Annotated in this window: 25 protein-coding genes; 13 read left to right on the top strand and 12 right to left on the bottom strand. The window is 70.2% G+C overall.

Annotation, left to right across the window (positions count from 1 at the left end):
- The 5 genes from BI335_RS16925 to BI335_RS16905 form a co-directional block, all read right to left on the bottom strand.
- Window positions 1-300 (bottom strand): IS110 family transposase (locus tag BI335_RS16925; protein WP_144009076.1); only part of this gene is annotated, 300 nt, incomplete at its 3' end.
- Between the two features lie 366 nt (window positions 301-666).
- Complete coding sequence (locus BI335_RS16920) at window positions 667-1,296, bottom strand: Maf family protein (protein ID WP_094432366.1); 630 nt, start codon at window positions 1,294-1,296, stop codon at window positions 667-669.
- 1 nt (window position 1,297) lies between these two features.
- Window positions 1,298-1,888: a DUF937 domain-containing protein gene (locus BI335_RS16915; protein ID WP_094403637.1), complete on the bottom strand. Its 591-nt coding sequence runs from the start codon at window positions 1,886-1,888 to the stop codon at window positions 1,298-1,300.
- Window positions 1,889-1,980: 92 nt separating this feature from the next.
- Window positions 1,981-2,205, bottom strand: coding sequence for an acyl-CoA carboxylase subunit epsilon (locus BI335_RS16910; protein WP_094432363.1), 225 nt, complete (start codon window positions 2,203-2,205; stop codon window positions 1,981-1,983).
- Window positions 2,206-2,241: 36 nt separating this feature from the next.
- Window positions 2,242-3,816, bottom strand: a complete 1,575-nt coding sequence (locus BI335_RS16905) for an acyl-CoA carboxylase subunit beta (RefSeq protein ID WP_094432361.1) — start codon at window positions 3,814-3,816, stop codon at window positions 2,242-2,244.
- Between the two features lie 28 nt (window positions 3,817-3,844).
- Between BI335_RS16905 and BI335_RS16900 the strand changes: the two genes are divergently transcribed.
- Together BI335_RS16900 and BI335_RS16895 are read left to right on the top strand one after the other, a co-directional pair.
- Entirely contained in the window at window positions 3,845-4,645 is an 801-nt protein-coding gene (locus BI335_RS16900) for a biotin--[acetyl-CoA-carboxylase] ligase (protein WP_094432359.1), read from the top strand.
- A gap of 19 nt (window positions 4,646-4,664) precedes the next feature.
- Window positions 4,665-5,447: an enoyl-CoA hydratase/isomerase family protein gene (locus BI335_RS16895; protein ID WP_094432357.1), complete on the top strand. Its 783-nt coding sequence runs from the start codon at window positions 4,665-4,667 to the stop codon at window positions 5,445-5,447.
- Between the two features lie 292 nt (window positions 5,448-5,739).
- On the opposite strand, the gene BI335_RS16890 is transcribed toward BI335_RS16895, so the two are convergent.
- On the bottom strand, window positions 5,740-6,717 hold the full coding sequence (locus tag BI335_RS16890) for an Lrp/AsnC family transcriptional regulator (RefSeq protein ID WP_166646850.1): 978 nt from the start codon (window positions 6,715-6,717) through the stop codon (window positions 5,740-5,742).
- Between the two features lie 163 nt (window positions 6,718-6,880).
- Here BI335_RS16890 and BI335_RS16885 point away from each other — a divergent pair, with 163 nt between their 5' ends.
- Genes BI335_RS16885 through BI335_RS16860 form a run of 6 tightly spaced genes read left to right on the top strand, consistent with a single transcriptional unit; the run spans window position 6,881 to window position 14,058 of the window.
- The gene (locus tag BI335_RS16885) at window positions 6,881-8,254 is read left to right on the top strand and encodes an ABC transporter substrate-binding protein (protein WP_094432353.1); all 1,374 of its coding nucleotides are present in this window, start codon (window positions 6,881-6,883) and stop codon (window positions 8,252-8,254) included.
- Entirely contained in the window at window positions 8,251-9,207 is a 957-nt protein-coding gene (locus tag BI335_RS16880) for a carbohydrate ABC transporter permease (protein WP_094432350.1), read from the top strand. The genes BI335_RS16885 and BI335_RS16880 overlap by 4 nt, the downstream gene beginning before the upstream one ends.
- On the top strand, window positions 9,204-10,070 hold the full coding sequence (locus BI335_RS16875; protein WP_229119659.1) for a carbohydrate ABC transporter permease: 867 nt from the start codon (window positions 9,204-9,206) through the stop codon (window positions 10,068-10,070). The genes BI335_RS16880 and BI335_RS16875 overlap by 4 nt, the downstream gene beginning before the upstream one ends.
- Window positions 10,067-12,214 carry an alpha-N-acetylglucosaminidase gene (locus tag BI335_RS16870; RefSeq protein ID WP_094432345.1) on the top strand — a complete coding sequence of 716 codons (2,148 nt, stop codon included), beginning with the start codon at window positions 10,067-10,069 and terminating at the stop codon, window positions 12,212-12,214. The genes BI335_RS16875 and BI335_RS16870 overlap by 4 nt, the downstream gene beginning before the upstream one ends.
- Complete coding sequence (locus BI335_RS16865) at window positions 12,215-13,102, top strand: N-acetylmuramic acid 6-phosphate etherase (RefSeq protein WP_094432343.1); 888 nt, start codon at window positions 12,215-12,217, stop codon at window positions 13,100-13,102.
- Window positions 13,099-14,058 carry an N-acetylglucosamine kinase gene (locus tag BI335_RS16860; protein ID WP_094432341.1) on the top strand — a complete coding sequence of 320 codons (960 nt, stop codon included), beginning with the start codon at window positions 13,099-13,101 and terminating at the stop codon, window positions 14,056-14,058. The genes BI335_RS16865 and BI335_RS16860 overlap by 4 nt, the downstream gene beginning before the upstream one ends.
- Here BI335_RS16860 and BI335_RS16855 read toward each other — a convergent pair.
- Genes BI335_RS16855 through BI335_RS16845 form a run of 3 tightly spaced genes read right to left on the bottom strand, consistent with a single transcriptional unit; the run spans window position 14,055 to window position 17,787 of the window.
- Window positions 14,055-15,758 carry an alpha-glucosidase gene (locus BI335_RS16855; RefSeq protein WP_094432339.1) on the bottom strand — a complete coding sequence of 568 codons (1,704 nt, stop codon included), beginning with the start codon at window positions 15,756-15,758 and terminating at the stop codon, window positions 14,055-14,057. The two genes, BI335_RS16860 and BI335_RS16855, sit on opposite strands and share 4 nt — an antisense overlap.
- Entirely contained in the window at window positions 15,755-16,756 is a 1,002-nt protein-coding gene (locus BI335_RS16850; RefSeq protein ID WP_094432336.1) for a Gfo/Idh/MocA family protein, read from the bottom strand. The genes BI335_RS16855 and BI335_RS16850 overlap by 4 nt, the downstream gene beginning before the upstream one ends.
- Entirely contained in the window at window positions 16,756-17,787 is a 1,032-nt protein-coding gene (locus BI335_RS16845) for a Gfo/Idh/MocA family protein (RefSeq protein ID WP_094432334.1), read from the bottom strand. The genes BI335_RS16850 and BI335_RS16845 overlap by 1 nt, the downstream gene beginning before the upstream one ends.
- A gap of 130 nt (window positions 17,788-17,917) precedes the next feature.
- Here BI335_RS16845 and BI335_RS16840 point away from each other — a divergent pair, with 130 nt between their 5' ends.
- Complete coding sequence (locus BI335_RS16840) at window positions 17,918-19,102, top strand: ROK family transcriptional regulator (protein ID WP_094432331.1); 1,185 nt, start codon at window positions 17,918-17,920, stop codon at window positions 19,100-19,102.
- On the opposite strand, the gene pip is transcribed toward BI335_RS16840, so the two are convergent.
- Window positions 19,103-20,053: a prolyl aminopeptidase gene (gene pip, locus BI335_RS16835; protein WP_094432329.1), complete on the bottom strand. Its 951-nt coding sequence runs from the start codon at window positions 20,051-20,053 to the stop codon at window positions 19,103-19,105.
- Window positions 20,054-20,173: 120 nt separating this feature from the next.
- On the opposite strand from pip, the gene BI335_RS16830 reads away from it, so the two are divergent.
- Both BI335_RS16830 and BI335_RS16825 read left to right on the top strand, forming a co-directional pair.
- On the top strand, window positions 20,174-20,791 hold the full coding sequence (locus BI335_RS16830) for a M15 family metallopeptidase (RefSeq protein WP_094432327.1): 618 nt from the start codon (window positions 20,174-20,176) through the stop codon (window positions 20,789-20,791).
- A 39-nt stretch (window positions 20,792-20,830) separates the two neighbouring features.
- On the top strand, window positions 20,831-21,307 hold the full coding sequence (locus BI335_RS16825) for a GtrA family protein (RefSeq protein ID WP_229118988.1): 477 nt from the start codon (window positions 20,831-20,833) through the stop codon (window positions 21,305-21,307).
- Here BI335_RS16825 and BI335_RS16820 read toward each other — a convergent pair.
- Window positions 21,294-22,295 (bottom strand): ornithine cyclodeaminase family protein, encoded by a 1,002-nt coding sequence (locus BI335_RS16820; protein ID WP_229119658.1) that lies wholly within the window; start codon window positions 22,293-22,295, stop codon window positions 21,294-21,296. The two genes, BI335_RS16825 and BI335_RS16820, sit on opposite strands and share 14 nt — an antisense overlap.
- 4 nt (window positions 22,296-22,299) lie before the next feature.
- A complete protein-coding gene (locus tag BI335_RS16815; protein ID WP_094403649.1) occupies window positions 22,300-23,139 on the bottom strand; it encodes an alpha/beta hydrolase in 840 nt (279 codons plus the stop codon).
- Between the two features lie 126 nt (window positions 23,140-23,265).
- Here BI335_RS16815 and hglS point away from each other — a divergent pair, with 126 nt between their 5' ends.
- Window positions 23,266-24,693, top strand: a complete 1,428-nt coding sequence (gene hglS, locus BI335_RS16810) for a 2-oxoadipate dioxygenase/decarboxylase (protein ID WP_229119657.1) — start codon at window positions 23,266-23,268, stop codon at window positions 24,691-24,693.
- Between the two features lie 31 nt (window positions 24,694-24,724).
- A complete protein-coding gene (locus BI335_RS16805) occupies window positions 24,725-25,888 on the top strand; it encodes an NAD(P)/FAD-dependent oxidoreductase (protein ID WP_094432322.1) in 1,164 nt (387 codons plus the stop codon).
- Window positions 25,889-25,903 lie beyond the last annotated feature (15 nt).

The following is a 25,903-nucleotide window of genomic DNA, read 5'->3' as shown; positions in this document are numbered from 1 at the left end:
CCGGGTGGTCTTATCGGGCCGGTTGACCTCGATCACCTCGATCCCGGCCGCCAGCAGATGCACCGTCAACCCGGCCCCATACGAACCGGTCGACTCGACCCCGATCGCGGTGATCGGTCCGTGGCCGACGACCCAGTCCACCAACGCGGCATAACCCGCGCGGGAGACCGGGAACTCCCGATCAGCCAACAACACCCCGGTCTCGGTGAGCACGACCGCGTGATGGGTGCGTTGATGGGTATCGACCCCGGCCACCACCGGGGTCGGGTCTTGAGGCGTGGCATGGTTGGTGGTCATCATGGGTGATGTCTCCCTCTACAACTGGATCGAGGGATGACCTCCCAGGCCGGGCGGACACCACAGTGATGAGACACCGATCAAGGTCCTATCAAGTCACACCCGCCCGGTCTGGCCATCCAAACCGAAAGAGGGGCCCGGCGGGCCGGCCGTCGACAAGTCGCGTTCAAGGCACCCAACCAACAGCGCCAGTGTCGAGATCGGTCAAACGAACAACCCAGACCCCAAAGACATCATCCCCAAGGCCACCGGACCCCCACCACCATCCTCACTGTGTCGAGATGAACGGGCGATCTGGAGGGGTCCTTGGTTTCGACTCGCTCGTTCCTCGCTCGCTCAACCGGCGGAGGGGGCTCGTTCCTCGCTCGCTCAACCGGCGGAGGTGGTGGCCCAGAGGGTGTGCCAGGGCAAACCGACCTCGGCGGTGAGGTCGCGGAGCAGCGGCAGGCTGATGCCGACGACGTTGTGCGGGTCACCAACGATGCTGCGCACGTACGCCCCGCCGAGACCGTCGATGGTGAACGCGCCGGCGACCGCCAGCGGCTCCCCGCTGGCCACATAGGCCGCGATCTCGGCATCGCTCAGATCGGCGAAGTGCACCTCGGTGGAACCGGTACGCCCGGCGCTCAACACCCGATCGCCGGCCCGGCGGATCACCCGGTGCCCGGTGTGCAGGACGCCGCAGCGGCCCCGCATCGCCTGCCACCGCTGGGTCGCGATCTCCGGCGTACCCGGTTTGCCGTGCGCCGCACCGTCGAGTTCCAGCACCGAATCGCAGCCGACCAGCAACCAGTCGGCTGCCGCGCCGGTGCCCTCATCGTCGAGCCGGGCGGCGACCGCCTCGGCCTTGGCATCGGCGAGCATCTGGGCCAGCTCGGCCGGCGGGGGACCGCCGAGCGCCTCCTCGTCGACGCCCGAGACGATCACCTCCGGCGCCAACCCGGCCGAGCGCAGCGTCTGCAGCCGCGCCGGGGACGCCGATGCCAGGATCAACCGCACCTCAGCCGCGCCTTCCCTCGCCGAGCAACCCGCTCAGCGCCTCGATCGATTCGTCCAGCGGGCCGGTGGCGTCCGGATCGCCGTCGCCCAGCTCCAGCAGGAAATCCGACAATCCGGGTTCGCCGTGCGGGCGGCCGGCGCCGCGGCCGTGCGGGGTGCTGCCGTAACCGGCCAGGATCGGCCCGAGCCGGTCGGCGTTCGGTCCGCTGCGGAGCCGGGCGCCGAGCCGGGCCAGCACCAGCGGCGCCAGCAGCCGACCGAGCCGCCGGACCAGTGCCAGGTCACCCCCGGCGAACTCCCGGGCCAGGGTGTGCGCGACCGCATCGGTGTTGCCGCCGAAGACGTTGCGGATGATCGCCAGGCCCTGCTGGGGGTCGACCCGGTCCAGGGTCAGTTCCGGATCCGCGTGCCGCTGCAGCGCCAGCGCCAGGGACCGCTCACCGCCGGGCTGGTCGGCATTCGCCGCCATCCCCACGATCAGGGCGCCGACGAGCCGGCGGGAGAGGGCGGCGACCGCCTGCGGCTGGCCGCCGACGCGGGTGGCCAGGGTGTCCATCGATACTCCGGCGAGGAGCTGATCGATCTCGTCCATCACTGCCCCCCCAACCCGGTGTCCTGCGCTGTCGCAGCACACGCTAGCCGCCGATCGGAGGGTTGCGGAAGAGTGTTTCAGGAACGGGCTGCTCAGCGGCCGCGCCAGGCCCCGGGCCCCGGCCGGTGCTCCCGGCGTACCGAACGCCAGTAGGCATTCCAACCCCGGCCCTCAGCCCGGTCGCTGCGGGCACCGGCCCGGCCGTTGCCGCTGCTGGCCGCGGCGGTGAGCACGGTGACGACGGCGGCGAGCTCCTCCGGGGTGGGGGAGCCGGACACCACCTCGATCACCGGTGATTCGGGGGTCTTCTCGCTCATCGTCACTCTCCGCTCACAGTTGGTCGCGTACCCGGCTCACAACGGAATGTTGCCATGCTTCTTCGGTGGCAGGGTCTCCCGCTTGGTCCGCAGCATCCGCAGCACCCGGACGATCTCCGAGCGGGTCTCGTGCGGATGGATCACCTGATCGATGTAGCCGCGTTCTGCCGCCACATAAGGGTTTGCGAGCTCATCGTCGTAGGCGGTGATCAGCTCCGCGCGCAGTGCGTCGGGGTCGTCGGCCTCGGCGAGCCGCTTGCGGTGCAGGATGTTCACCGCACCCTGGGCGCCCATCACCGCGATCTGCGCGGTCGGCCAGGCCAGGTTGATGTCGGCGCCGAGATGCTTGGAGCCCATCACGTCGTACGCCCCGCCGTAGGCCTTGCGGGTGATCACCGTGACCAGCGGAACCGTCGCCTCGGCGTACGCGTAGATCAGCTTCGCCCCGCGGCGGATGATGCCGGCATGCTCCTGATCCACCCCGGGCAGGAATCCCGGCACGTCGACGAAGGTGAGCACCGGGATGTTGAAGGCATCACAGGTGCGCACGAAACGGGCGGCCTTCTCCGAGGCGTCGATGTCCAGGGTGCCGGCGAAGTGCATCGGCTGGTTCGCGACCACCCCGACCGCACGCCCCTCGATGCGGCCGAAACCGGTGACCACGTTCGGCGCGAAGAGCGGCGAGGTCTCGAAGAAGTCTTCGTCGTCGAGGATCGAGGAGATGACGGTCTTCATGTCGTAGGGCTGGTTCGGGGAGTCCGGGATCAGGGTGTCCAGCGCCCGATCGGCCTCGGTGATCTCCAGTGCGTCGTCCTCGGCCTCGAAGACCGGCGGATCCTCCAAATTGTTCTGGGGCAGGAAACCGAGCAGATCGCGGACGTATTCGATCGCCTCGTCCTCATCACCGGCCAGGTAGTGCGAGTTGCCGGATTTCGTGTTGTGGGTACGCCCACCGCCCAGCTCCTCCATCGAGACGTCCTCACCGGTGACGGTCTTGATCACATCGGGTCCGGTGATGAACATCTGCGAGGTCTGGTCGACCATCACCACGAAGTCGGTCAGCGCGGGGGAGTAGACATGGCCACCGGCGGCGGCACCCATGATCAGCGAGATCTGCGGGATCACCCCGGAGGCGTGGGTGTTGCGGCGGAAGATCTCGCCGTAGAGACCGAGGGACACCACACCCTCCTGGATCCGTGCACCGCCGCCCTCGTTGATCCCGATCAGCGGGCAGCCCACCTTGAGCGCCATGTCGATGACCTTGACGATCTTCTCGCCGTAGACCTGGCCGAGGGATCCGCCGAAGACCGTGACGTCCTGGGAGAACACGCAGACCGGGCGACCGTTGATCTGGCCCATCCCGGTCACCACACCGTCACCGTAGGGGCGCCGCTGCTCCATCCCGAAGCTGGTCGAGCGGTGCCGGGCGAACTCGTCCAGCTCGGTGAAGGTGCCCTCGTCCAACAGCAGCTCGATCCGCTCCCGGGCGGTCTTCTTGCCCTTCGCGTGCTGCTTCTCCACCGCCTTCTCGGAACCGGCGTGCACGGCTTCCTCGGTGCGCCGGTCGAGGTCGGCCAGCTTCCCCGCCGTGGTGTGGATGTCGATGTCCATTCCCGCACCCTAGCGCTAGGCTCCGGGCGTGCCTGCCAATGTTCCACCGGATGCCGAGCGGCTCGCCGAGGTGCTGCTGGCACCCCCGATCGGCTGGAGTTCGGTGCAGGTGCTGCCCGAGATCGGATCCACCAATACCGAGCTGGTGGCCCGCGCGGCGGCCGGTGCGGCCCACGGCAGTGTGCTGGTCACCGACAACCAGACCGCGGGCCGGGGGCGGTTGGACCGGACCTGGACCACCCCGCCCGGGGTGGCGGTCGCCTGTTCGGTGCTGCTCCGCCCACCGACCGAACTGCCGGTGGCGAGCTGGCCCTGGCTCTCACCATTGCTGGGGCTGGCGGTCAGCCGGGGGGTACGCCGGTTCAGCGGTCTCGAGGTGCTGTTGAAGTGGCCCAACGACGTGCTCATCGGTGACCGGAAGCTGTCGGGGCTGCTGGCGGTACGCGTCGAGACACCCGAAGGGCCGGCAGCGGTGCTCGGTTTCGGGATCAACGTCACCGCGGTTGCCGAGGAGCTCCCGGTACCGACCGCGACCTCGCTGCTGCTGGAGGGTGCCCCGACCGACGCCACCGAACTGCTGGTCGCGGTGCTCACCGAGCTGGCCGAGCTGTGGCGGATCTGGCTGCGTGACAGCGAACAGGTCGCTGCGGCGTACCGGGTGGAATGCGGCACCCTCGGCCGCCGGGTCCGGGTGGTGCTGGGGCCGGGCCGGGAGGTGGTCGGCCGGGCGGTCGGCATCGATGCGCACGGCAGCCTGCAGGTCGAGGGCCCCGGCGGGACCAAGGCCTATCCGGCAGGGGATGTCATCCATCTGCGCGCCCTCGAATGAGGCGGCCTAGACTCCGGCCATGAGCGTACGCACCCAGCAGCACGGTCAGCACGTGACCGAGATCGTGATGGACCGGCCGGAGGCGATGAACGCGCTGTCCACCGCCCAGGCCGAGGCGCTGATCGAGGTGACCGAGGAACTGGCCGCGAACCGGACGGTGCGCGCGGTGGTGCTCTCCTCGGCGATCCCGAAGGCCTTCTGCGTCGGCGCGGATCTCAAGGAGCGCAACGGTTTCGACGATGAACAGTTGCGGCACCAGCGCGAGGTCTTCCGGCGCTGCTTCGGTGGTCTGCTGGCACTGCCGGTGCCGACGGTGGCCGCGGTCGAGGGGTTCGCGCTTGGCGGCGGATTCGAGCTCGCGCTGTGCTGCGACCTGATCGTCGGATCGACGACCGCGACCTTCGGGCTGCCGGAGATCGGCGTGGGGGTGATCCCGGGCGGCGGTGGTACCCAGACGCTGGCCCGGCGGGTCGGCCTCGGCCGGGCCGCCGATGTGATCTTCACCGGCCGTCGGCTGACCGCCGAGGAGGGGATGGAGTGGGGTTTCGTTGCCCGCTCCGTCGCCGAGGGCCTGGCCATCCCCGAAGCGCTCGCGCTGGCCGGGGTGATCGCCGACAAGTCACCGGTCGGGGCGCGGGCCGCGAAGCGGGCGCTGGCCGCCGGTTTCGATCTGCCGATCGCCGAGGGGTTGGAGCTGGAACATCAGGGCTGGCTCAGCACCGCCTTCTCGGCCGACCGGAAAGAGGGGATCGCCGCCTTCAACGAGAAGCGCAAGCCCGACTGGCCCGGCCTCGACGGCTGAATCCCGGCACCGGCACGGGTTCGAGGAACCTTCCACCCAACCTTCGGTGGCGTAACCTGCCCGGTTCCGGGGCAGGATGTGCGCAGCGCTCAGCGCTGCCCGGCTCCCTCGTCCGGGATCCTCCGGCCGACTCGTTCCCCCGAGCGCTGCGCGACCGGACCGGAGCGAGGGATGGGTGACCCCGAGTGCCTCCGGTGCTCGGGGTCGCTCGCTGTCCGGGCCTTCGCGCGGTCCCGGCCCGGTTCGGTGTTCACGGGATCCAACGGCCAGGTCGATTCCCATGTCCGAAGGGCTAACCGCCCGGCTCGATCACCTGGCCGGCGCGTTTCAGCGAGAGCAGGGAGATCGCGACGTCGGCGTGCTGCAGCCCGGGCAGGCTGCCGATGGTCTGGGAGATGAAGTCATAGAGACCGGCCTCGGAGGCGACCGCGATCTCACCGCACAGATTGCGGTCGCCGGTGGTCGCGGCGATCATCAGCACATCCGGATGGCGGGCCAGGATGGCACCGGCCGCCCCCAGCTTGGTGGGGACGACGTTCAGCCAGACGAAGGCGTTGACGCGGGCACCGATGGCCTCCGGCTCGATCACGGTCCGCATCCGCAGCGCGCCGCTGGCCATCAGCGTCTCGACATGGTGCCGGGCCGTGGCCGCGCTGATCCCGCACTCGCGGGCGATCTGCTGCCAGCCCTTGCGGCCGTCCCGACGCAGGGTCGCGGCCACCCGGGTCGCGACCGATCCGACCGAGAGTGCGGCGTCGTCGAGGGTGCCGTCGTCCCAGCGGTCGGCCCGCAGCGCCCGCAGGTCGGCGATCGTCTCCGCCGGGAGCAGCGCGGGTGCCCACTGGTGCGGGGTCGCGTACCGGCGGATCACCTGGTTGCTCCAGATCGCGCGGACCCCCTCCATGGCGGGCAGTTGCTCCATCGTCAGGTCGAGCAGGTGGTCCTGGGTGGTGTAGCTGATCTCGGCCACCGCGTCGACGCTGCCGGTGAGCAGCTTCACCGAGCCGCACTCGGGCCACTGGGCCAGTCGTTCGGCGATCGTCCGCGCGTTCCCCGGGCCGCAGCGCAGCCGGACGAACAGCGATTTGGCGCCCTGGGTCTTGCGGTCATCGAGTACGCCGGTGACCCACAGCGTGCGGTCGGTCAGCAGCCGCGTCACCCGGCGGGACACGGTGGCCGGTGAGGTGATCGCGGCGTCGGCGAGCTGGGCGTTGGTGGCGCGCGGGTGGGCGAGCAGTGCGCCAACGATGCGTTTATCAAGTTCGTTCACCTGAGGTGCCGTTTCATTCAGAAATATGCCGTTTGATTGATCTTTATTGCGCTCTGAGCGCAAATCTAGTGCTGTTGGTCCGTCGTTGGGTAGCTTCGCCAACCCGAGCAGAGGCCGGCCCGGCATCGATCGGGGTCAAGCCACAACCAGGAAGTCTTCAACGATGATTCGCTTCAAGAAACGTGCCGCCATCGCTCTGACCGCCGCCGCACTCCTCGTGCTGCCCGCCTGTTCCGGCGGCAGCGGGGAATCCGCCGGCCAGCCGGATCGGATCACCTTCTGGACACCGCACACCACCCCGGAACGCCTGGCCGCCCAGCAGAAGGTGGCCGCCGCGTTCGAGGCCGAATCCGGGATCGGGGTTGATGTCGTCCCGATGGCCGCCGCCGATCAGGACCAGGCCCTGGTGACCGGGGCCGCCTCCGGCAATGTGCCGGACGTGATCATGGCCGCGGCGAGTCAGACCAGCGCCTGGAACGCCCAGGGGCTGCTCGACGCCGAGGCCGCCGCCGAGACGACCAAGGCGCTCGGCACCGAGACCTTCAACCAGAAGGCCGTCGCCGCGCTCAGCCCGCAGGGTCAGCCGGCCGCCGTGCCGAGCGACGGCTGGACCCATGTCATCGCCTATCGCGCCGACCTGCTCGAGAAGGCCGGCGTCAAGCCGCCGACGAGCCTGGCCGAGTTGGCGACGGCGGCGACCACGATCAAGGAGAAGCTCGGCATCACCGGTATCGCGCTCGGCACCCAGCCGGGCACGGCAGCGGCCACCGAGGGTGTGCAGTCGCTGTTCCAGAGCGCCGGCTGTGAGCTGGTCACCGGTGGCCAGGTCACGATCGACTCCCCGGCCTGCACCCAGGCCGCCGAACAGTTCCTCAAGGTGCGCAATTCCTCCACCTCGGGTGACTTCGACGTGCCCAGTGCTCGCGCCGCCTACCTGAGCGGGAATGCGGCCATGCTGCTGTTCTCCACCCACATCCTCGATGAGCTGGCGGGCCTGGACAAGGCGAATCCGCCGACCTGCGCGGAGTGCAAGCAGGACCCGAAGTTCCTCGCGACCCAGACCGACTTCATCACCGTGCTGGACCCGAAGAATCCCCGTCAGTACGGTTCGGTGCTCGGTTACAACATCCCCCAGGGTGCGAACTCCGAGGCCGCCGGCAAGTACATCCAGTACGTGATGAGCAAGGGTTATGTTGACACCCTGGCGGTCGCCGCCGAGGGCCGTCTGCCGCTGCGCAACGGGACGCCGGAGAAGCCCAACGAATATCTCGACGCCTGGGGCACCCTGGGCATCGGACCCAACCATGACGTGAACTCCACCGAGCTCTATGGCAAGGACTTCGTCGACGGGATGGGCAAGGGCATCAACGCCGTCTACCAGTGGGGCGACGGCACCCCCGACGCCGAGCTGGCCGGGATCACCCTGCGCCAGAGCGTGCTCGCCGGCAAGCTCGACCTGCTCTACCAGGGCCGTCCCCCGGCCGAGGTGACGGCCGCGATGAAGCAGGCCGTCGAGGAGGTCAAGGCAGGACTGTGACCGATCTGGCCACCCACCCAAGGCGAACCCGGCGCGGTGATCTCGCGCGCCGGGTGAGCCGGCAGGGGCAGCTGCTCACCGCACCGACCCTGCTCGTCATCACCTTCGCCTCGATCATCCCGCTGATCCTGGTCTTCGTCTTCGCGTTCTCCAAGGTCCGCCTGGTCGACATCCCCCGACTGGGGACCCGGCCGATCCAGTGGACCCTGGAGAACTTCGAACGGGCGTTCGCGAATCCGACCTTCTGGGACGCGCTCGGCACCACCCTGCTCTATGCGACGTTGACGATGATCGGGTCGGTCGGCAGCGGGCTGCTGCTGGCCCTGGCGCTGCGGCGCCCGTTCCGCGGCCGGGGCGTGATCCGGGCGCTGCTGCTGGTGCCCTACGTGCTGCCGGTGATCGCGGCGGTGACGATCTGGAAGACGATGCTGAACACCCAGTACGGCATCGTCAACGCGATCGGCACCACCTTCCTCGGCTGGGGTGCGCCGATCGGGTTCCTGAACACCAGCAGCATCGACGTGTTCGGCGTACCGATCCCGCTGTCCCTGCTGGTCGTGGTGCTCTTCGAGATCTGGACCTCGGCACCCCTGTCGTTCCTGTTCATCACCGCGCGCCTGCAGAGCATCCCCGCCGAGCTCGAGGAGGCCGCCGCGATCGACGGGGCCTCGCACTGGCAGACGTTGTGGCAGATCACCCTGCCGCAGCTGCGCGGGGTGGTGCTGCTGCTGTGCCTGCTCCGGTTCATCTGGACCTTCCAGAGCTTCAACGAGGTCTATCTGCTCACCGAGGGAGCCGGCGGCACCCAGGTGATGGCGCTGCGGGTCTACACCGAGCTGGTCACCCGCGCGAACATCGGCAGCGCTGCGGCGTACGGATTGTTGATGTCGGCGGTGCTGGTGGTCCTGCTCGCCGGATACGTGATGCTGCTGCGTCGGAAGGAGGAGCTGTGAGTCGGGGTTCGGCAATGCGTCCGCCGCTGGTGATGCGGGTCTGCCGCGTCCTGCTGATCGGATTCGCCGTGCTCGCTGCGGTCGGCCCGGTCCTCTACGGCGTGCTGCTCACCCTGCGCCCGGTCTCGTCGGTGATCGCCGAACCGCTGTCGCTGATCCCCGCGCCCGGTGAGCTCGACCTGTCCGCCTATCCGGCGGCGATGCTGGACGAATCCCGGGGTGGTTTCGGCCTGGGCCGCTTCGTGCTCAACTCGCTCGGCGTGGCGCTGGCTACGGTGGCGCTGTCGATCATCGTCTCGATCCTCGGGGCGTACGCCGCGGCGCGGCTCCGCTATCGCGGGCGGGGTGTGGTGAACGCGATCATCCTCGGGGTGTATCTGTTCCCCGGCATCGTGTTGTCGGTGCCGCTGTTCGTGCTGCTGGCCCGCGCCGGACTGACCGGTTCACTGGCCGGGCTGTTCCTGGTCTATGTGGCCAGCACGGTGCCGGTGTCGCTCTACATGATGCGCAACTACTTCATCGCATTGCCTGTCAGCATTGAGGAAGCGGCCACCGTCGACGGGGCGTCACTGCCGCGGATGCTGTGGAGCGTGATCCTGCCGGTCGCCGTTCCGGGGGTGGTCTCGACCGCCATCTACACCTTCATCATCGCCTGGAACGAATACTTCTATGCGTTGCTGTTCCTGGTCCAGAAACGGGACCAGTGGACCGCGCCGCTGGGCATCGCGCAGCTGACCGACTTCAACGTGCCGGTCACGGTGCTGCTGGCCGGCTCGATCACCGTCACCATCCCGGTGCTGATCCTCTTCACCGCCGTTCAGCGACTGCTCGTCGACGGTCTCGCCAGCGGAGCGGAGAAGTGAGCCGGGAGGCCCCGTTCGCCGACACCGTCCGTGCGGTGATCGAGCGCAGCAACGGCACCGCGGGCGGGGTGCGGGTGCTGACCGGCCCCCGGGCCGAGGCCGGTACGCGGGCCTCGGCAAGGGCGGAGCACGGTGAGCTGGTGCTCTGCGCCGCGGATCCGGTGGGTGCGCTGAGCGCGTACCAGGCATACCTGCAGCACCGTGCCCGGAGGCGGATCACCTGGGAGAGCCCGGAACTCTCGCCCCCGTTGACGAGTTGGCCGTCCGGAGCGGTGGAGATCGCCACCGACTTCGGCATCCGCTACCACCTCAACGTGGTCACCCATGGTTACTCGATGGCCTACTGGGACTGGGATCGCTGGGAACGGGAACTGGACTGGATGGCGTTGCACGGCATCACCCATCCGCTGATCCTCACCGGTTACGAATCGGTGCTCGCCGACACCCTGATCCGGCTCGGCATCGGTGAATCCGACGCCTGGTCCTGGGTCGGCAGCGCCGCCCACGTGCCCTGGTTCGCGATGGGCGGCATGCACTCCTTCGGTGGGCCGCTGCCCGCCTCCTGGCCACGGCGCCGGACCGAGCTGGCCCGCCGGATCCTCGCCAGGGCACGAGAACTCGGCATGACCCCGGTGCTGCCCCTGACCGGGGGACACGTCCCGGAACAGCTCGCCGGGGCCGACGCCGACCGGATCAAGTGGCAGGGCTGGAGCACCCCGGTCCTCGACCCCGGATCACCGGCCCACCGGGAGTTCGTGGCCACCTTCCTGGCCGCCCAGCGGGACCTGCTCGGCGACCCCGGGGTGGAGCCGATGTTCGCCCTGGACCCCTACATCGAATCCCTGCCGCCGAGCGACGAACCCGAAGCCCTGGCCGCCGCCGGCCGCGGCTATTTCGCCGCGCTCAGCGAGGTGGTGCCCGATGCCACCTGGCTGCTGCAGGGCTGGCCTTTCCACTACCACAAGGATTTCTGGACCACCGAGCGGATCGCCGCATTCCTGTCCGAGGTGCCGCACGAGCGGTTGCTGCTGATCGACCTGTGGGGTGAGCACGCACCGATGTGGCGGGGTGGCATGCACGGCCGTCGCTGGATCTGGTCGATGGTGCACAACTTCGGCGGCCGGTTCGGGCTCTTCGGCGATCTCGCCGGTCTGGTGCGCGACCTCGCCGAGCTCCGCGCCGCCGCTCCGGCCGGCCTGGAAGGTGTCGGGATGGCACCGGAGGCGATCGAGAACAACACCGTCTTCTATGAGCTCGCCACCGACCTCACCTGGTCCGATGTCGAGCTCGGTGACTGGCTGGCGCGCTACGCCGCGCAGCGCTATGGCACGGCGGATCCGGCGGCCGGGGAGGCCTGGCAGCTGCTCGCCGAGACGCTCCACGGCCCCGGGCGCACCCGGTCGATCCCGTCCCCGGTGTATGCCCGCCCCTGGACCGATGAGTTGCCGTTCGCCGCCCAGCGGGCCGCCGGTGAAGCCCTGCCGGAGCCCACCCGGATGTCGGCCAACATCGACGCCGAGAACGACCCCGCCGTGCTCGGCGATCTGCCCCGGATCGCTTGGGCGGCCCGGTTGATCGCAGGGTTGCGGGACGCGGATCGCACCGCCCAGGAACGCGATGTCAGCGATCTGGTGCAGCATGTCATCGCCCAGGGCACCCGGCCCCGGATCCGCGGCATCCTGGCGGCGTACCGACGCGGTGACAGCGACGGCATCGGTGACCAGTTCACCGCCCTGCGGACCGCGCTGCTGGAGCTCGACGAACTGGCCGCCGCTCGCCCCGACGGGCTGCACAGCTGGCTCGCCGCGGCCCGTGACTGGGGCGAGACACCGCAGGAGGCCCGGGTGATGGAACGTGATGCCCGATCCCTGGTGTCGGTGTGGGGGCACCAGACCAGCGGCCTGCACGACTACTCCGGTCGGCACTGGGCCGGTCTGGTCGGTGAGCTGCATCTGGCGCGCTGGCAGGCCTGGGCGGACTGGCTGACCGAATCGCTGGCCACCGGCGCCCCGGATCCCCGCGCCCTGCAGCAGCGGATCGTCGACCTCGAAGAGGCCTGGCGCCAGGCGCCGCGGGACGCGCGCCCACCGCGCGGGGACACGATCGCGCTGGCGCTCGACGCCCTGACCCGCCGGGGCCTGTAGATGACCCGCCCGCCGACCGAGCAGCGCAATCCACGCACCACCGCGCTGGATCTCGTCCCCACCGAGGATGCGGTGCGGATGATCCTCGACGAGGACGCCCGCGCCGTCGAGGCGGCGCTCGCCGTCACCGGGCCGGTGGCCGAGCTGGCGGAGCTGGTCGCCGCGCGATTGGCCGACGGGGGATCGCTGCACTACTTCGGTGCCGGGGCCTCCGGGCGGATCGCGATGGCCGACGCCACCGAGGCGACGCCCACCTTCGGCGTACCACCCGGGATGATCCAGGCCCACTTTCCCGGCGGTGCGGCAGCGCTGGCCGATCCGACCATCGACCTGGAGGACGCCGAGGGGGCCGGCCGCCGGGACGCGGCCGCGATCACCGACCGCGACGTGGTGGTCGGGATCTCCGCCTCCGGTCGCACCGGCTATGTGACCGGTGCGCTCCAGGTGGCCCGGCAGCACGGCGCCCGGACCGCCCTGCTCGCCTGCGATCCCGCGATCCGCCCCGAACCGGCCCCGGACCACCTCATCGTCCTCGACACCGGTGCCGAGGCGCTCACCGGATCCACCCGGTTGAAGGCGGGCACCGCGACGAAGGTCGTCCTCAACGCGCTGTCCACCACCGTGATGGTGGCGCTGGGTCGCACCTACGGCAATCTGATGATCTCGCTGACCGCGACGAATGCGAAGCTTCGCACCCGCAGCATCTCCATCCTGGAAGAGGTTTCCGGTCTCCCGCCGCACCGGTGTGTGGCTCTGCTCGCGGCCTGCGACGGTGAGCTCCCGGTCGCGGTGCTCGCGGCGCTGGCCGAGGTGGACCCCGCGACCGCCCGGATGAGGCTGGCCCGGTCGGGGAGTGTCCGCACCGCACTGACGGAGCTGGGTCGATGAATCGAACCTCCACCGGTTGTGTGCTCGGGATCGATGTCGGCGGGACCGGCATCCGGCTGCGCGGGGTACGCCGCGGGCGGGAGACCGCGGTCGAGGAGCGGCGCGCGATCCGGCGTACCGGCTCCGGAATCGACATCGCGGCACTCGCCGACGCGATCACCCGACTCGCCCGCACCGGTGCGGTCGACCTCGATGCGCACGGCATCCGGGCCCTCTGCGTCGGTACCACCGGAGTCCCCGGGCCCATCGACCCCGACGAGCTGGCCGAGGCGCTCCGACAGCGGCTGGGTGCCGCGCGGATCGCCATCGCCGGTGACGCGCTCACCTCACACGTCGGCGCCCTGACCGGTGAACCGGGGGTGATCGTCGCTGCGGGTACCGGGGCCATCGCACTCGGTACCGACCTGGCCGGAATCTGGAACCGTGTCGACGGCTGGGGTTATCTCGCCGGTGACGAGGGCAGCGGGTCCTGGATCGGCCGGCAGGGGTTGCAGCTGGCGTTGCGCGCGTTGGACGGCCGATCGCCGGGATCCCCGCTGCTGCTGGAATTCGCGCTGCAGCAGTGGGGTGATGCGGACACCCTGATCAAGGAGCTCTACCGGGCCGAATCACCGGCCCAGCAGCTGGCCGGCTTCTGCCCGGCCGTCGCCCAGGCGGCCCGCCGCGGTGACGAACATGCCCGGGCGATCTGGACCTCGGCCGGTACCGCGCTCGGCCAAGCGGCCGCGGCGGCCTCGGCCGGTCTGCCACCGGTCATCACCTGGGCGGGCAGCATGTTCAATGCCGGCGAGCTGCTGCTGGAACCCTTCTGGTCGGAGGTCCGCAGGACATTGCCGAACGCCGAACGGCGAGCACCGCGGGGGCGTTCGGTCGACGGGGCGCTGCAGCTCGCGGAGCGACTGGTGGCCGGAACGCTGCCGGTGCAGGCCAGTGGTTTCCTGCACACCTACGGTTAGCGGCCGGGAGCGGGCGGTCCCGGCAGCTTGACCAGCAGGCTCTCCCAGGGCTCCAGCTCCGCGGGCAGTCCCTCGCGCCGGTGCGAACTCAGCAGCACCCGTGCGGATGCCCACTGGGCGTGCAGCTCGGCCGGTACCCGGCGTGGTCGATCACCGGCGTTCCCGATCGCCAACAGGCCACCCTCGGCACCGAGCCGCTGGACGATCCACAGGTTCGGGTCGGCCGGTTCGCTGAGCAGGAAGCGGCCGGTCGACAACAGCGGCTCCTCGCGGCGCAGCGCGATCAACCGGCGGTAGTGCGCCAGCACCGAGTCCGGGTCGCGCTGCCCGGCGACGGTCTCCTCGGCGGGATGATCGGGCACGTCCAGCCAGGGCGTACCTGTGCTGAACCCGGCCGCCGGTCCGTCCGCCCACTGCATCGGCGTCCGCGCGTTCTCCCGGGACAGGTCCCGCAGGGTGGCCAGCACCTCCGCCTCGCTCCAGCCGCGGGCGGTCATCGCCTCGTCGGCGAAGTTCAGCGACTGCACATCCTGGTACTGGGTGAGCGAGGTGAAGGCCGCCCCGCGCATCCCGATCTCCTCGCCCTGATAGACGAACGGGGTGCCCTGATGGGCGTGCAGCATGGTCGCGAAGAGTTTCGCCGACTCCTCTCGCCGGGTCGGGTCTCCCCAGCGGGTCACCACCCGCGGCTGGTCGTGGTTGTTCAGATAGAGGCTGTTCCAGCCGCGATCGCGCAGCCCGTCCTGCCAGTTCGCCAGCGATGTCTTGAGCCGGGTCAGGTCGAAGGGTTTCTTGTCCCAGCGATGATTCCCGTGATCGATCTGCACGTGTTCGAACTGGAAGACCAGGTCCAGGGCGTGGTTGGCGGGGTCGGTGAGTCGGGTCGCGTCGGCGGCCGTGGTGGCCGGTGTCTCGCCGAGCAGCACCACGTCATCGGTGTCGCCGACGGTGCCGGCGCGCAGCTCCTGCAGGAACTCCAGCAGCCGGGGACCGTTGCTGTACAGGGATTCCGCGTCACCCCACAGCTCCCCGGGGCGCACCGGGGCGTCCGGCAGCTCAGGCGGTTTGGCGATGAAGTTGATCACGTCCATCCGGAAACCCGAGATGCCGCGGGCGAGCCACCAGTTCATGATGGCGCGCACCTCGGCGCGGACCTCGGGGTTCTCCCAGTTGAGGTCGGGCTGACCGACCGCGAACAGGTGCAGATAGTATTCGCCGGAGCGTGGGTCGAGTTGCCATGCGGAACCGGAGAAGCGCGATCCCCAGTTGTTGGGTGGCGATTCGCCCCGGCCCGGGCGCCACCAGTACCAGTCCCGCCTGGGACTGCGCGGATCGCGTGACTCGATGAACCACGGGTGGGTGTCGGAGGTGTGGTTCACCACCAGATCGAGGATCACCCGGATGCCGCGCCGGCGGGCCTCGGCGATCAGTTCGTCGACATCGGCCAGGCTACCGAAGGTGGGGTCGATACCGCGGTAGTCGCTGATGTCGTAGCCATTGTCGACCATCGGCGAGGGATAGATGGGGGAGAGCCAGAGCAGGTCGATGCCGAGTTCGGCGAGGTGATCCAGTCGCGAGGTCACCCCGCGCAGGTCACCGATGCCGTCGCCGTCGGAGTCGGCGAAGCTGCGCGGATAGATCTGGTAGCCGACCGCCTGCTTCCACCAGGGCGTCGCGTTGCGAGCGGGCGATGCGGTCATTCGACCGGTACGGGTTCGCCGGCTTCGAGGGAGCGGTACGCCGCCAGCGCGATCGCCATGCTGCGCCGACCGGTCGCCCCGTCCGGTTGCGGCCAGCGCCCGGTGGCGATCCCGTCACAGAAGGTCTGCAGCATCGTCGCGTTGGCGTCGTCGCCGTAGCCACGGCGGATCGGGCCGATCCCGGTGGTGAAACCGGCCACGTGCTGGGCGTCGAAGGCATCCAGATCGGCGATCCCGTCGCTGCCGACGAGCTGCAGGGTGAGCCCACCCCAGACCGGGTTGTCGGCGGGGGCGGACCAGCTGCAGTCGATGGTGCCGGTCACCCCGTTGTCGAACTCGACCGACACGATGCCACCGGTCTCGGCGGCGGCGCGATCGCTGTGCAGCAAGGTGTTCGCGCGGGCGTACACGCTCGTCGCGTTGGCCCGCGGCATCAACACGGTGAGCAGATCGGCCAGGTGCACGGTGTGGTCCATGATCGCACCGCCGCCGGAGAGTTCGGGTTGGGCGAACCACTCCCGCTCGCTCGGCAGCTTGCCGTTGTTCGTGCCGGTGAAGGAGATCAGCTCACCGATCCCGCCACCGTCGACGACCGAACGCAGGGCGTCGAAGGCGATCGAGAAGCGGACCGGGTAGGCCACCATCAGCGCCACCTGGGCATCCGCCGCCGCGGCGATCATCGCGTCCGCATCCGGCAGGGAGGTGGCCAGTGGTTTCTCGCACAGGATGTGCACCCCGGCGGCGGCGATCTCTTCCACCGCAACCCGGTGCCGGGCGTTCTCGGTGCACACGATCACCCCGTCGGGCCGCCAGGCCAGCAGGTCGGAAAGCTTGTCGAAGAAGGGAATGCCGAAGTTCTCGGCCACCACCCGGCCGCGGGGTGAGCCGTCGTGCGGCGGCGGGTCGGTGATGGCGACCTCGACATCCGGCCGGCCGGTCAGCAACCGCAGGTAACCCTCGGCGTGCGGGTGGGCGAGGGAGTGGATCCCGATCTTCATCAGTTCTGCTCCAGCCGTGCGTTCAGGGTGTCGGCACCGGGCACGGTGACACTGCGCCCGGTGGCCAGGGATTCGTTGGCTGCCACGCCGAGCGCGACGGCCGCGACCCCGTCCAGTGCGGAGACCCGGCTGGTCGCCCCGGCACAGATGGCCGCAGCGAACTCGCCGAGTTCGAGCAGGAACGGGCTGTCGCCGAGGGTGCGGGGCAGCAGGCTGCCGCCGGTGCCGGGTGCGCTCGGGGCGTCGACGCGGACCGGCCCGGGAGCCGCGGAATCGTAGCTCAGGTAGCCGCGCGTACCCGCTGCCGAGAAGCTCGTCCGGAAGGTGGTCCGGGGACCGAGCCAGCCACCGGTCGCGGTGCTGATCGCGCCGTCGGCGTGGGTGAGCACCACCTGGGCGGTGGTGATCGGCCCGTCGGGGGTCTCCCGACCGACGGTCCGCGCGTGCACCCGGGTGACCTCCCCGGCCAGCCAGCGGGCCATGTCGAGGTCGTGGATCATCTGGTCCAGGATGACCCCGCCGGAGAGCCGCGGATCGTGGAACCAGGCCCGCTGCGGCCGGGAGGCGAGCCGGGTGAACCGGAGGACCGCGGGGTCGCCGATGTCACCGGCGGCGACGCTGCGCTGCAGGGCCCGGTAGGCCGGGAAGAACCGGACGACCTGGGCCGGATAGAGAGGTACGCCGGCCTCGCGGCAGACGCGCAGCATGCCCAGCGCCTCCTCGACGGTGAGCGCCAGCGGCTTCTCGCAGATCACCGCACAACCGGCCTGCGCGGCCCGGGCCACCAGGTCGGGATGGGTGGGCGTGGGGGTGCAGATGTCCACGATCTCGGCGCGGTCCAGGAGCTCGTCGATGGAGTCGACCACGATGCCGCCGCCGTGTGCGGCCGCGAGTGCGGGGGCGTTGTCGTCGGTGCTGTGGAGCACGACCTCGGCGCCCAGGGCGAGCCAGGCGGGGAGGTGTGCGTTCGCGATGCCACCGGCACCGATCAGTCCCACGACCCGAGGGAGTTGAACGTCCGTCGTCCTCATCAGCATCCTTCCGCACGGCGTGGCCGGGGCAATCATGGAATCGCTGGCACCGTAACAGCGGGAGCAGAAGAAACTCCATTCTCGATCAGAACTTTTTGTCATTGTGAATAAAACGTGGTCTGATGTGGGCATGTCATCGCCCGCGCCCGCCAGCACGCCGGGCAGCGTGGGCTCGGTGCAGATCGTGCGCCTGGTACGCGAGGGTGCGGCGGTCACCCGGTCCGCGCTCGCCGGCCAGACGGGTCTGTCGGTCTCCGCGGTGCACCGCCGGGTCGATCAGCTGACCCGGGCGGGCATCCTCACCGAGACCGGCAGTGCGGTCTCGGTCGGTGGGCGGCCGAGCCGGGAACTGGCGGTCGATGGCCGGTACGGGGTGGTCGCGGCCGCCACCATGACCGATGCCACGATCCAGGTGACCCTGGCCGATCTGAACGGGGAGATCCTCAGCTCGACCAGCCACCCCCATCAGGCCGGGGACGGACCGGAGGCGACCATGACCCGGCTCTGGCAGCAGCTGCAGCAGGCTGTCGCCGAGCTGCCCGGGCGCTCCGATCCGCTCGCGATCTGTCTGGGCATCCCCGCCTCGGTCGTACCCGGCAGCGGTGAGCTGGCCTTTCCGTTCTTCATGCCGAGCTGGCACCGGGCCAACCCGGGTGCGCTGGTCGCCGGGCACACCGAGGTGCCGGTGCTGGTGGCGAACTCCGCCGATCTGATCGCGGTGGCCGAATCCCACGGGGCCCGGGACCGCCCGGTCGTCGAGCAGCTGCTCGCGGTGCAGCTGGGGGAGCGGATCGGGTGCGGGGTGATCAGCAACGGCTCGCTGCATCGTGGGGCGAGCGGTGCGGCCGGTGAGATCAGTCACGTCCCGGTCGGCATCCCCTCGGTGATTCCCTGTGCCTGCGGGATTCCCCAGTGTCTGGAGTCGGTGGCGAGCGGCAAGGCGGTGCTCGCCGCCGTGGCCGACCAGGGCCTCGAGGTGGACGACCTCGAACAATTGGTGGCGGCCTCCCGGGCCGGTGACGCGGTCGCGGCCACCGCCCTGCGCCGGGCCGGCAGCGAGATCGGCGCCGTGCTGGCGACCATCGTCAACTTCTTCAACCCCAGCGAGGTCGTCATCGCCGGTGAGCTGTCCACCTCCGAGGTGCTGGTCTCGGCGATCCGCGCGGAGCTGTTCGCCCGCTGCCTGCAGGTGGTGACCCATGACCTGCTGGTCCGGGCCAGCGCGGAACCGCTGGCGGTGACGACCGCCGGCGCCGTCGTGCTGGCCCAGGAGGCCGCGCTGACCGAAGCCGCGCGGCGGGTCGGTACGAACTGATCACAATCGAGCGATGCCGCCACGCAGTTCGGCGACCCAGGAGCCACCGCCGTGCCCGGTGTCATCGACCAGCACCAACTCCGCGTCGGGCCAGCCGCGGGCGACCTGCCAGGCGATGTCCGGCGGGCTGCTGATGTCAAGGCGGCCGTGCACCAGGACACCAGGGATGCCGGTCAGCCGGGGCAGCTCCCGGATCAGCTGGCCGTCGGGGAGGAAACCGGCGTTGGCCCAGTAATGGGTCACCAGCCGCGCCAACCGCAGCCGCAACTCGGGGTCGTCGTAGCGCGGATCGTGGGTGGCACCTGGGAAGGTGCCGACGTGGGTGTCCTCCCAGGCGCACCAGTCGCGGGCGGCCCGTTCACGGACCTGCGGGTCGGGATCGTGCAGCAGCCTGGCGTACGCCGCCGCCAGATTGCCGTCGCGTTCGGCCGCCGGCACCCCGGCGGCGAAGCGCTCCCACTCCCGCGGGAAGACCCGGCCCATCGCGCGGGTGATCCACTCGACCTCGCGGGCGCTGGTGTTCGTGAGCGCGCCGAAGGCGGCCGCCACGACCCGCTCGGGGTGGGCCTCGGCGTACGCCAGGCCGAGGGTCGAACCCCAGGAGACGCCGACCACCAGCCAACGATCGATACCGAGATGGGTCCGCAGGTGTTCCAGATCCGTGATCAGGTGGGCGGTGGTATTGCTGCTCAGGTCGACCACCGGATCCGCCGCACTCGGTGTCGAGCGGCCGGCGTTGCGCTGGTCGAACTGCACGATCCGGAACCGTCCGGGATCGAAGAGCGTGCGCTGCCAGGGGGCGGAGCCGCTGCCCGGTCCGCCGTGCAGGAAGACCGCGGGGGTACCGGCCGGATCACCGGATTCCTCGTAGTACAGGCGGTGCCCGTCACCGACCTCGAGCATGCCTGTGGCGAACGGTTCGGTGCTGGGCCATGGATCGGGGAGCGCCATGGGGTGATCCAATCAGTGCGGCCGGTCACAGCTCGGCAACGGTGCGGCGCGGCGCGGGACGCTCCGGTCCGGCAGCGCTGAGGCTGTGCTCAGCTTTCCCCTGCTGACAATGAGGTCGTCATGTCCCGTGCATCGTTGCGCGCCGCGCTCGTACTCGTCCCGGTGCTGCCCGTGCTGGCCCTCGGCGCCGCCGGGGCGTACGCCGCAGAACCGCGCTACGCATTCCAGTGGCTGGCGCCCGCGAAACCGGTGATCCCGCCGCGGCCGCCGGCACCCGCGCCGCCGCCCGCTGCGGCGTACCCGGCCGGACCCGGACCCGACCTGCGCTTCGCCGACCCGCGCGGGTTCACCAACGGGCAGGTACCCGCCGACCAGCTCTGCCGGGTACCCGGCGCCCGCTCCGACGGCTGGCGGATGAGCTGCCGCGCGATCGGCGACTTCACCGCGCTCAACCAGGCGTACCGGGCCCGTTTCGGCCGTGGCCTGCAGGTCGATCACCTGCGCGGCACCGCCTACCGCACCGTCGGCGACCAGAAGGTGCTGTACGCCAAATACGGCAGCCCGCGGGCGGCGACGCCGGGCACCTCCAACCACGGCTGGGGGCTGGCGCTCGATCTGGCGATGGGCGGCGGCAACCACTCCTCGCCGACCTATCGGTGGCTGAAGGAGAACGGCCCGCGCTACGGGTTCATCGACGAGATGCCGACCGAGGACTGGCACTGGCGCTACACCCGCTGAATGCTCCGGGGGCTCCGCCGGGTGCCGTACCCTGTTCCGGTGCACGACGACTCTGCCGCGGAGGCTCACCCCGTCCACAACATCGAGCTGCCGCTCGGTGAGCCGGCGCCCGAGCAGGGATTGAGCCTGTTCACCCAGCTGGTCCGCTTCACCCTGACCGGTGGGCTCTCGGCGATCGTCGACTTCGGCACGCTGTGGCTGATGACCCACCTGATGGCCATCCCCGACAACTATGCCAAGGCGATCTCGTTCATCCTCGGCACCACCACCGCGTACGCCATCAACCGCCGCTGGACCTTCAAGGCCGCGCCGTCGACGAAGCGGCTGGTGGCGGTCTGGGTGTCCTATCTGCTCACCTTCGCGCTCCAGGTCGGGCTGTACGCCCTGACCCGGCCCTGGTTGCAGAGCCACTTCGATTACTCGATCGCCCAGTTCATCGCCTTCGTGATCGCCCAGGGGGCGGCCACCATCTGCAACTTCGTCATCCAGCGCTGGGTCATCTTCAAGCTGATCTGAGGGCAGGGTCACAGGGCGATGCGGGTGCCCGGCTCGGGGCGGTCGGCGGCGGCCTCGGTGATCGCCGCTGCGGCGGCCGCGTCCTGGATGCCGACCCCCACCGAGTTGTAGTGCACGATGTCGGCGGGGTCGCGCCGCCAACTGCCGGGGTCGGTGAGGATCGTTCCCAGTTCAAGCACCGAGTCCGGATCCAGCTCCCGGACGCCACGGCGGTCACGATCGGCCCGGCGTGCTCCAGCGCGGTCGCCCGGTCGTCGACCACGATCCGTGCGCAGCGGCGCAGCAGCTGCTGATCCAGCTCGTGCCGGTCGGGGGCGAAGGAGCCGACGCTGAGCACCGTCGCACCCTCGGCGACCCAGTCGGCCTGCAGCACCGGTTCTGCGGAGGTGGTCGCGGTGACGATCAGGTCTGCACCAGCAACCGCCTCCTCGGCGCTCGCGCAGACCCGTACCGGCGGGCCCGGTGCCCGCTCGGCGAGCCGGGCCGCGGTCACGGCATTGCGCGAGAACAGGCGTACCTCATCGGCCGGCAGCACCTCGGCCAGCGCAGCCAGATGGGCGGCTGCCTGCACCCCGGATCCGATCACCGCCAGCACCGACACCCGCCCGGCCAAGGTCTGCGCGGCCAGTGCCGAGGCGGCGGCGGTACGCAGGGTGGTCACCTCGGTGCCGTCCATGATCGCCTGCGGTCGCCCGGTCACTGGGTCGAGCACCGTGATCACCGCCGACACCGCAGCCAGGCCGCGCTCGGCATTGCCCGGATTGACACTGCCGAACTTGGACACCGCCGGGGCATCGGGCGCCAGCCGCGCCGCATAGCAGAAGGCCGCCGACTCGGCCTGGCCCGGCAGCAGCAATCGGGCCGGCAGCACCGCCCGGCCGGTGGCCAGTGCGGTGAATGCCGCCCGCTGCGATTCGAGCGCCCGCCGGGCGTCGAACAGCTGGCGTACCTCGGCCGCGGTCAGCAGCAGCGTTTCATCGCCTGCCATCGGCTCACCGCCGTACCACGCGGTCGCCGAGCACGGAGGCGACGAACCCGATCACATCATCGAGGACCTCGTCGCGGTTGAGCTCGTTGAAGATCTCGTGCCGCGCCTCGGGGTAGCTCTTCGTCTCGGTCCGCTCGCCCCGGAGCCGCTCGACCGCCTCCGCCGACGGACCGATCGGTACCAGCTCATCGGCCTCGCCATGCAGATACAGCACCGGCAGGCCTTCGAACCCGCCACCGGTGTTGATCAGCTCCAGCTCATCATGCAGCGCCAGCAGCGTGACCCGCTTGAAATCGCCGTGCCAGATCAGCGGATCCGCGGCGTACGCCCGGCCGACCTCCGGGTCCCGTGACAGCGTCGCCACATCGATCGGCGTCGGCGGAATCTCCTCCAGCACAAGCAATTCCTCGACGGCCTCCCAACGCCCCAGGACGGGCCCGGACAGCACCAGCGCGGCCAGATCCTCGCCATGCAGCTGCGCGAACCGGGCCGCGATCATGCCGCCCATCGAATGCCCGATCAGCACCACCGGCAGCTCCGGATTCTCATGGGTCGCCAGCTCCAGCACCTCGGCCACGTCCGCCACGACCGGTTCGAAATCGGTGATCTCCACCCGCTCCCCGGCGCTGCGGCCGTGCCCGCGATGATCCGCGGCATAGACCGTGGCGCCGGCGGCGTTCAGCTGCTCGGCCACCCACCGGTAGCGCAGCACGTGCTCGCCGTAACCGTGGGTGATGATCGCGATCCAACCGGGGTCGGCGATCGGCCAGGCGGTCCCGACCAGTTCACCGGCGTGACCGGTCAGGGTGAAATCGTAGGAATCGGCAGCGGCATCGGTGCTCATCCTGTGACGATAGTGCAAGGGATCGTTGAGTCGACCTCAACCCATCGATGCCCCCGGGGCACTTTCGCCGGCGCCGCGCATCGGGTTGGCTGGAACGGACTGCCGAACGGCAGGGAAGGAGGAAAGGTGAGCAACGAGGCGCTGATCCCGCCCTGGCAGCTGCGGGCCCGCTTCGCGGTCCGGCTGGCGGAGCTCTACGGCGGTGAGGTCCCGGCGTACAACACCCTGGTCGAGGTCTCGACCGAGGTGAACCAGCGGGTGATGGACGCCCGCGGCGGCGACGCGGAACGGCTCGGTTCGCTGGATCGGGTGACCGCCGAACGGCACGGTGCGATCCGCGTCGGGACGCCCACCGAACTGGCCCAGGTGGCGCGGATCTTCGGCGCGCTGGGCATGTACCCGACCGGCTTCTACGACCTGCGCGACGCCCAGCCGCAGCCGATCCCGGTGGTCTCCACCGCCTTCCGGCCGCACGAGGCCGACGAGCTGGCCCGCAATCCGTTCCGGGTGTTCACCTCGATGCTGGTACCGCAGGACCGGCGCTTCTTCGACGCCGACCTGCAGCGCCGGCTCGAGCACTTCCTGGCCGCGCGCACCCTGTTCCCCGCCGAACTGCTCGAGCTCGCCGACCGGGCCGAGGCCGACGGCGGGCTCACCGAGTCCGACGCGGACCGTTTCCTGGAGCTGGCCGCGGCCAGCTTCGCGCTCGCCGACGAACCGGTCGACCGGGCCTGGTACGACGAGTTGTCCGAGATCTCCGGGGTCGCCGCCGATATCGGCGGGGTGACCAGCACCCACATCAACCACCTCACCCCGCGGGTGTTGGACATCGACGACCTCTACACCTCGATGCAGGCCCGCGGGATCGAGATGATCGCCGAGATCCAGGGCCCGCCGGACTGGGCCGGACCCGATGTGCTGCTGCGGCAGACCTCCTTCCGGGCGCTGGCCGAGCGGCGCGCCTTCCGCGAGGCGGACGGCAGCATCGGCGAGGGTGAGCTGCGGGTCCGGTTCGGTGAGGTGGAGCAGCGCGGGATCGCGCTCACCCCGGCCGGTCGGGAGCTGTTCGACGAGCTGGTGGCCGCGACCGACCGGCGGCTCGCCGAGCAGCAGGGGCGGACCCGGGTGGACCTCGCGCGGGAGGTCTGGGCCGAACGACTGCCCGGGACCGAGGCCGAGCTGGAGCGCGAGGGACTGGCCTATTTCCGTTACGTGGTTGGCGATTCCCGACCGGCCGGTGATCCGCCGGCCGATCTCGACGCGCTGCTGACCGGCGGCTGGCTGGTCGCCGAACCCATCGTCTACGAGGACTTCCTGCCCCGGTCGGCGGCCGGCATCTTCAACTCCAACCTGAGCGACTCGGGCAGCCGGGACACCACCCAGGACGCGGCCGAACGGGACCAGGCCTGGCTCGCGGAGGTGATCGGGCGGCCGATCGCCGAACCCTTCGAGTTGTACGCCGCAGAGCGCGACGCCTCCCTTCGGGACGCGGCGGCCGCGCTCGGACTACCCGCCGACGCGCTGGCCCTGACCGGCGCACGGTCCGCCAGCTGATCCGAACACGGCAAGGGAAAGGGGCGACATCGTGGTTGTTCCGCAACGTGCGTCGGTGGTGATCATCGGCGGCGGGGTGATGGGTGTTGCTGCGGCGTACGAACTCGCCCGCAGCGGCATCGCTGAGGTCGTGCTGCTGGATCGGGGCAGCTTCGGCGCCGGCTCCACCTGCCGAGCCGCCGGCGGCGTCCGCGCGCAGTTCTCCGACGAACTGAACATCCAGCTCGGCGCCCGCAGCCTGGCCACTTTCGAGAACTTCGGCCGGTTGTTCGACACCGAGATCGACCTGCATCAGGTCGGCTATCTGTTTCTGATCGACAACGACGAGGCCGTCGCCACCTTCGAGAACAACGCGAGACTGCAGCAGAGCCTCGGTTTGGAGAGCCGGATCATCAGCCCCGCCGAGGCGAAGCGGCTCTCGCCGCTGATCGATACCGACGGGCTGATCGCCGCGGCCTGGACCCCGCGCGATAGGCACTGCACCCCCGAGGCGGTGGTTTCCGGGTACGCCCGCGCCGCCCGGCGGGCCGGAGCGACCCTGCTCCCGAACTGCGCGGTGACCGGCATCGACGTCGCGGACGAAGCGGCCGGGGCGCGGATCACCGGCGTATGCACCGCCGCCGGCACGATCGCCACGGATACGGTGATCTGCACCGCCGGCGCCTGGTCCGGCGAGATCGCGAGCTGGGTCGGGGTCGACCTGCCGGTCGAACCGCTGAAACGGCAACTGCTCATCACCGAGGACATGCCGGGCCTGGCGCCGGACACCCCGTTCACCATCGATCAGTCCTCCACGCTGTATTTCCACAACGAGGGCAGGGGGCTGCTGGTCGGGATGTCGTATGCCGACCAGCAGCCGGGCTTCGATCAGACCGTCACCGACGACTGGCTGGAACCGCTGTCGGCGGCCATCGATCGGCGGGTACCGGCGCTGGCCGAGGTGGGGATGAGTTCGGGGTGGGCAGGGTTGTACGAGAACACCCCCGACCACAACGCGCTGATCGGCGAGGCGCGTGGGGTGTCCCGTTTTCTCTATGCCACCGGGTTTTCCGGCCACGGGTTCCTGCAGGGGCCCGCGGTTGGCGAGGTGCTCCGCGACCTCTACCGTGAACAGCGACCCTTCGTCGACGTCTCCGCGCTGAGCGCCGACCGTTTCCACTCCGCCGACCGGCGGCCCGAGTTCAATATCGTCTGAAATCAAGTCGTCTAG

This window comes from Enemella evansiae (assembly GCF_002250705.1).
GTDB lineage: Bacteria > Actinomycetota > Actinomycetes > Propionibacteriales > Propionibacteriaceae > Enemella > Enemella evansiae.
This window is presented reverse-complemented; position numbering and strand designations above follow the sequence as displayed.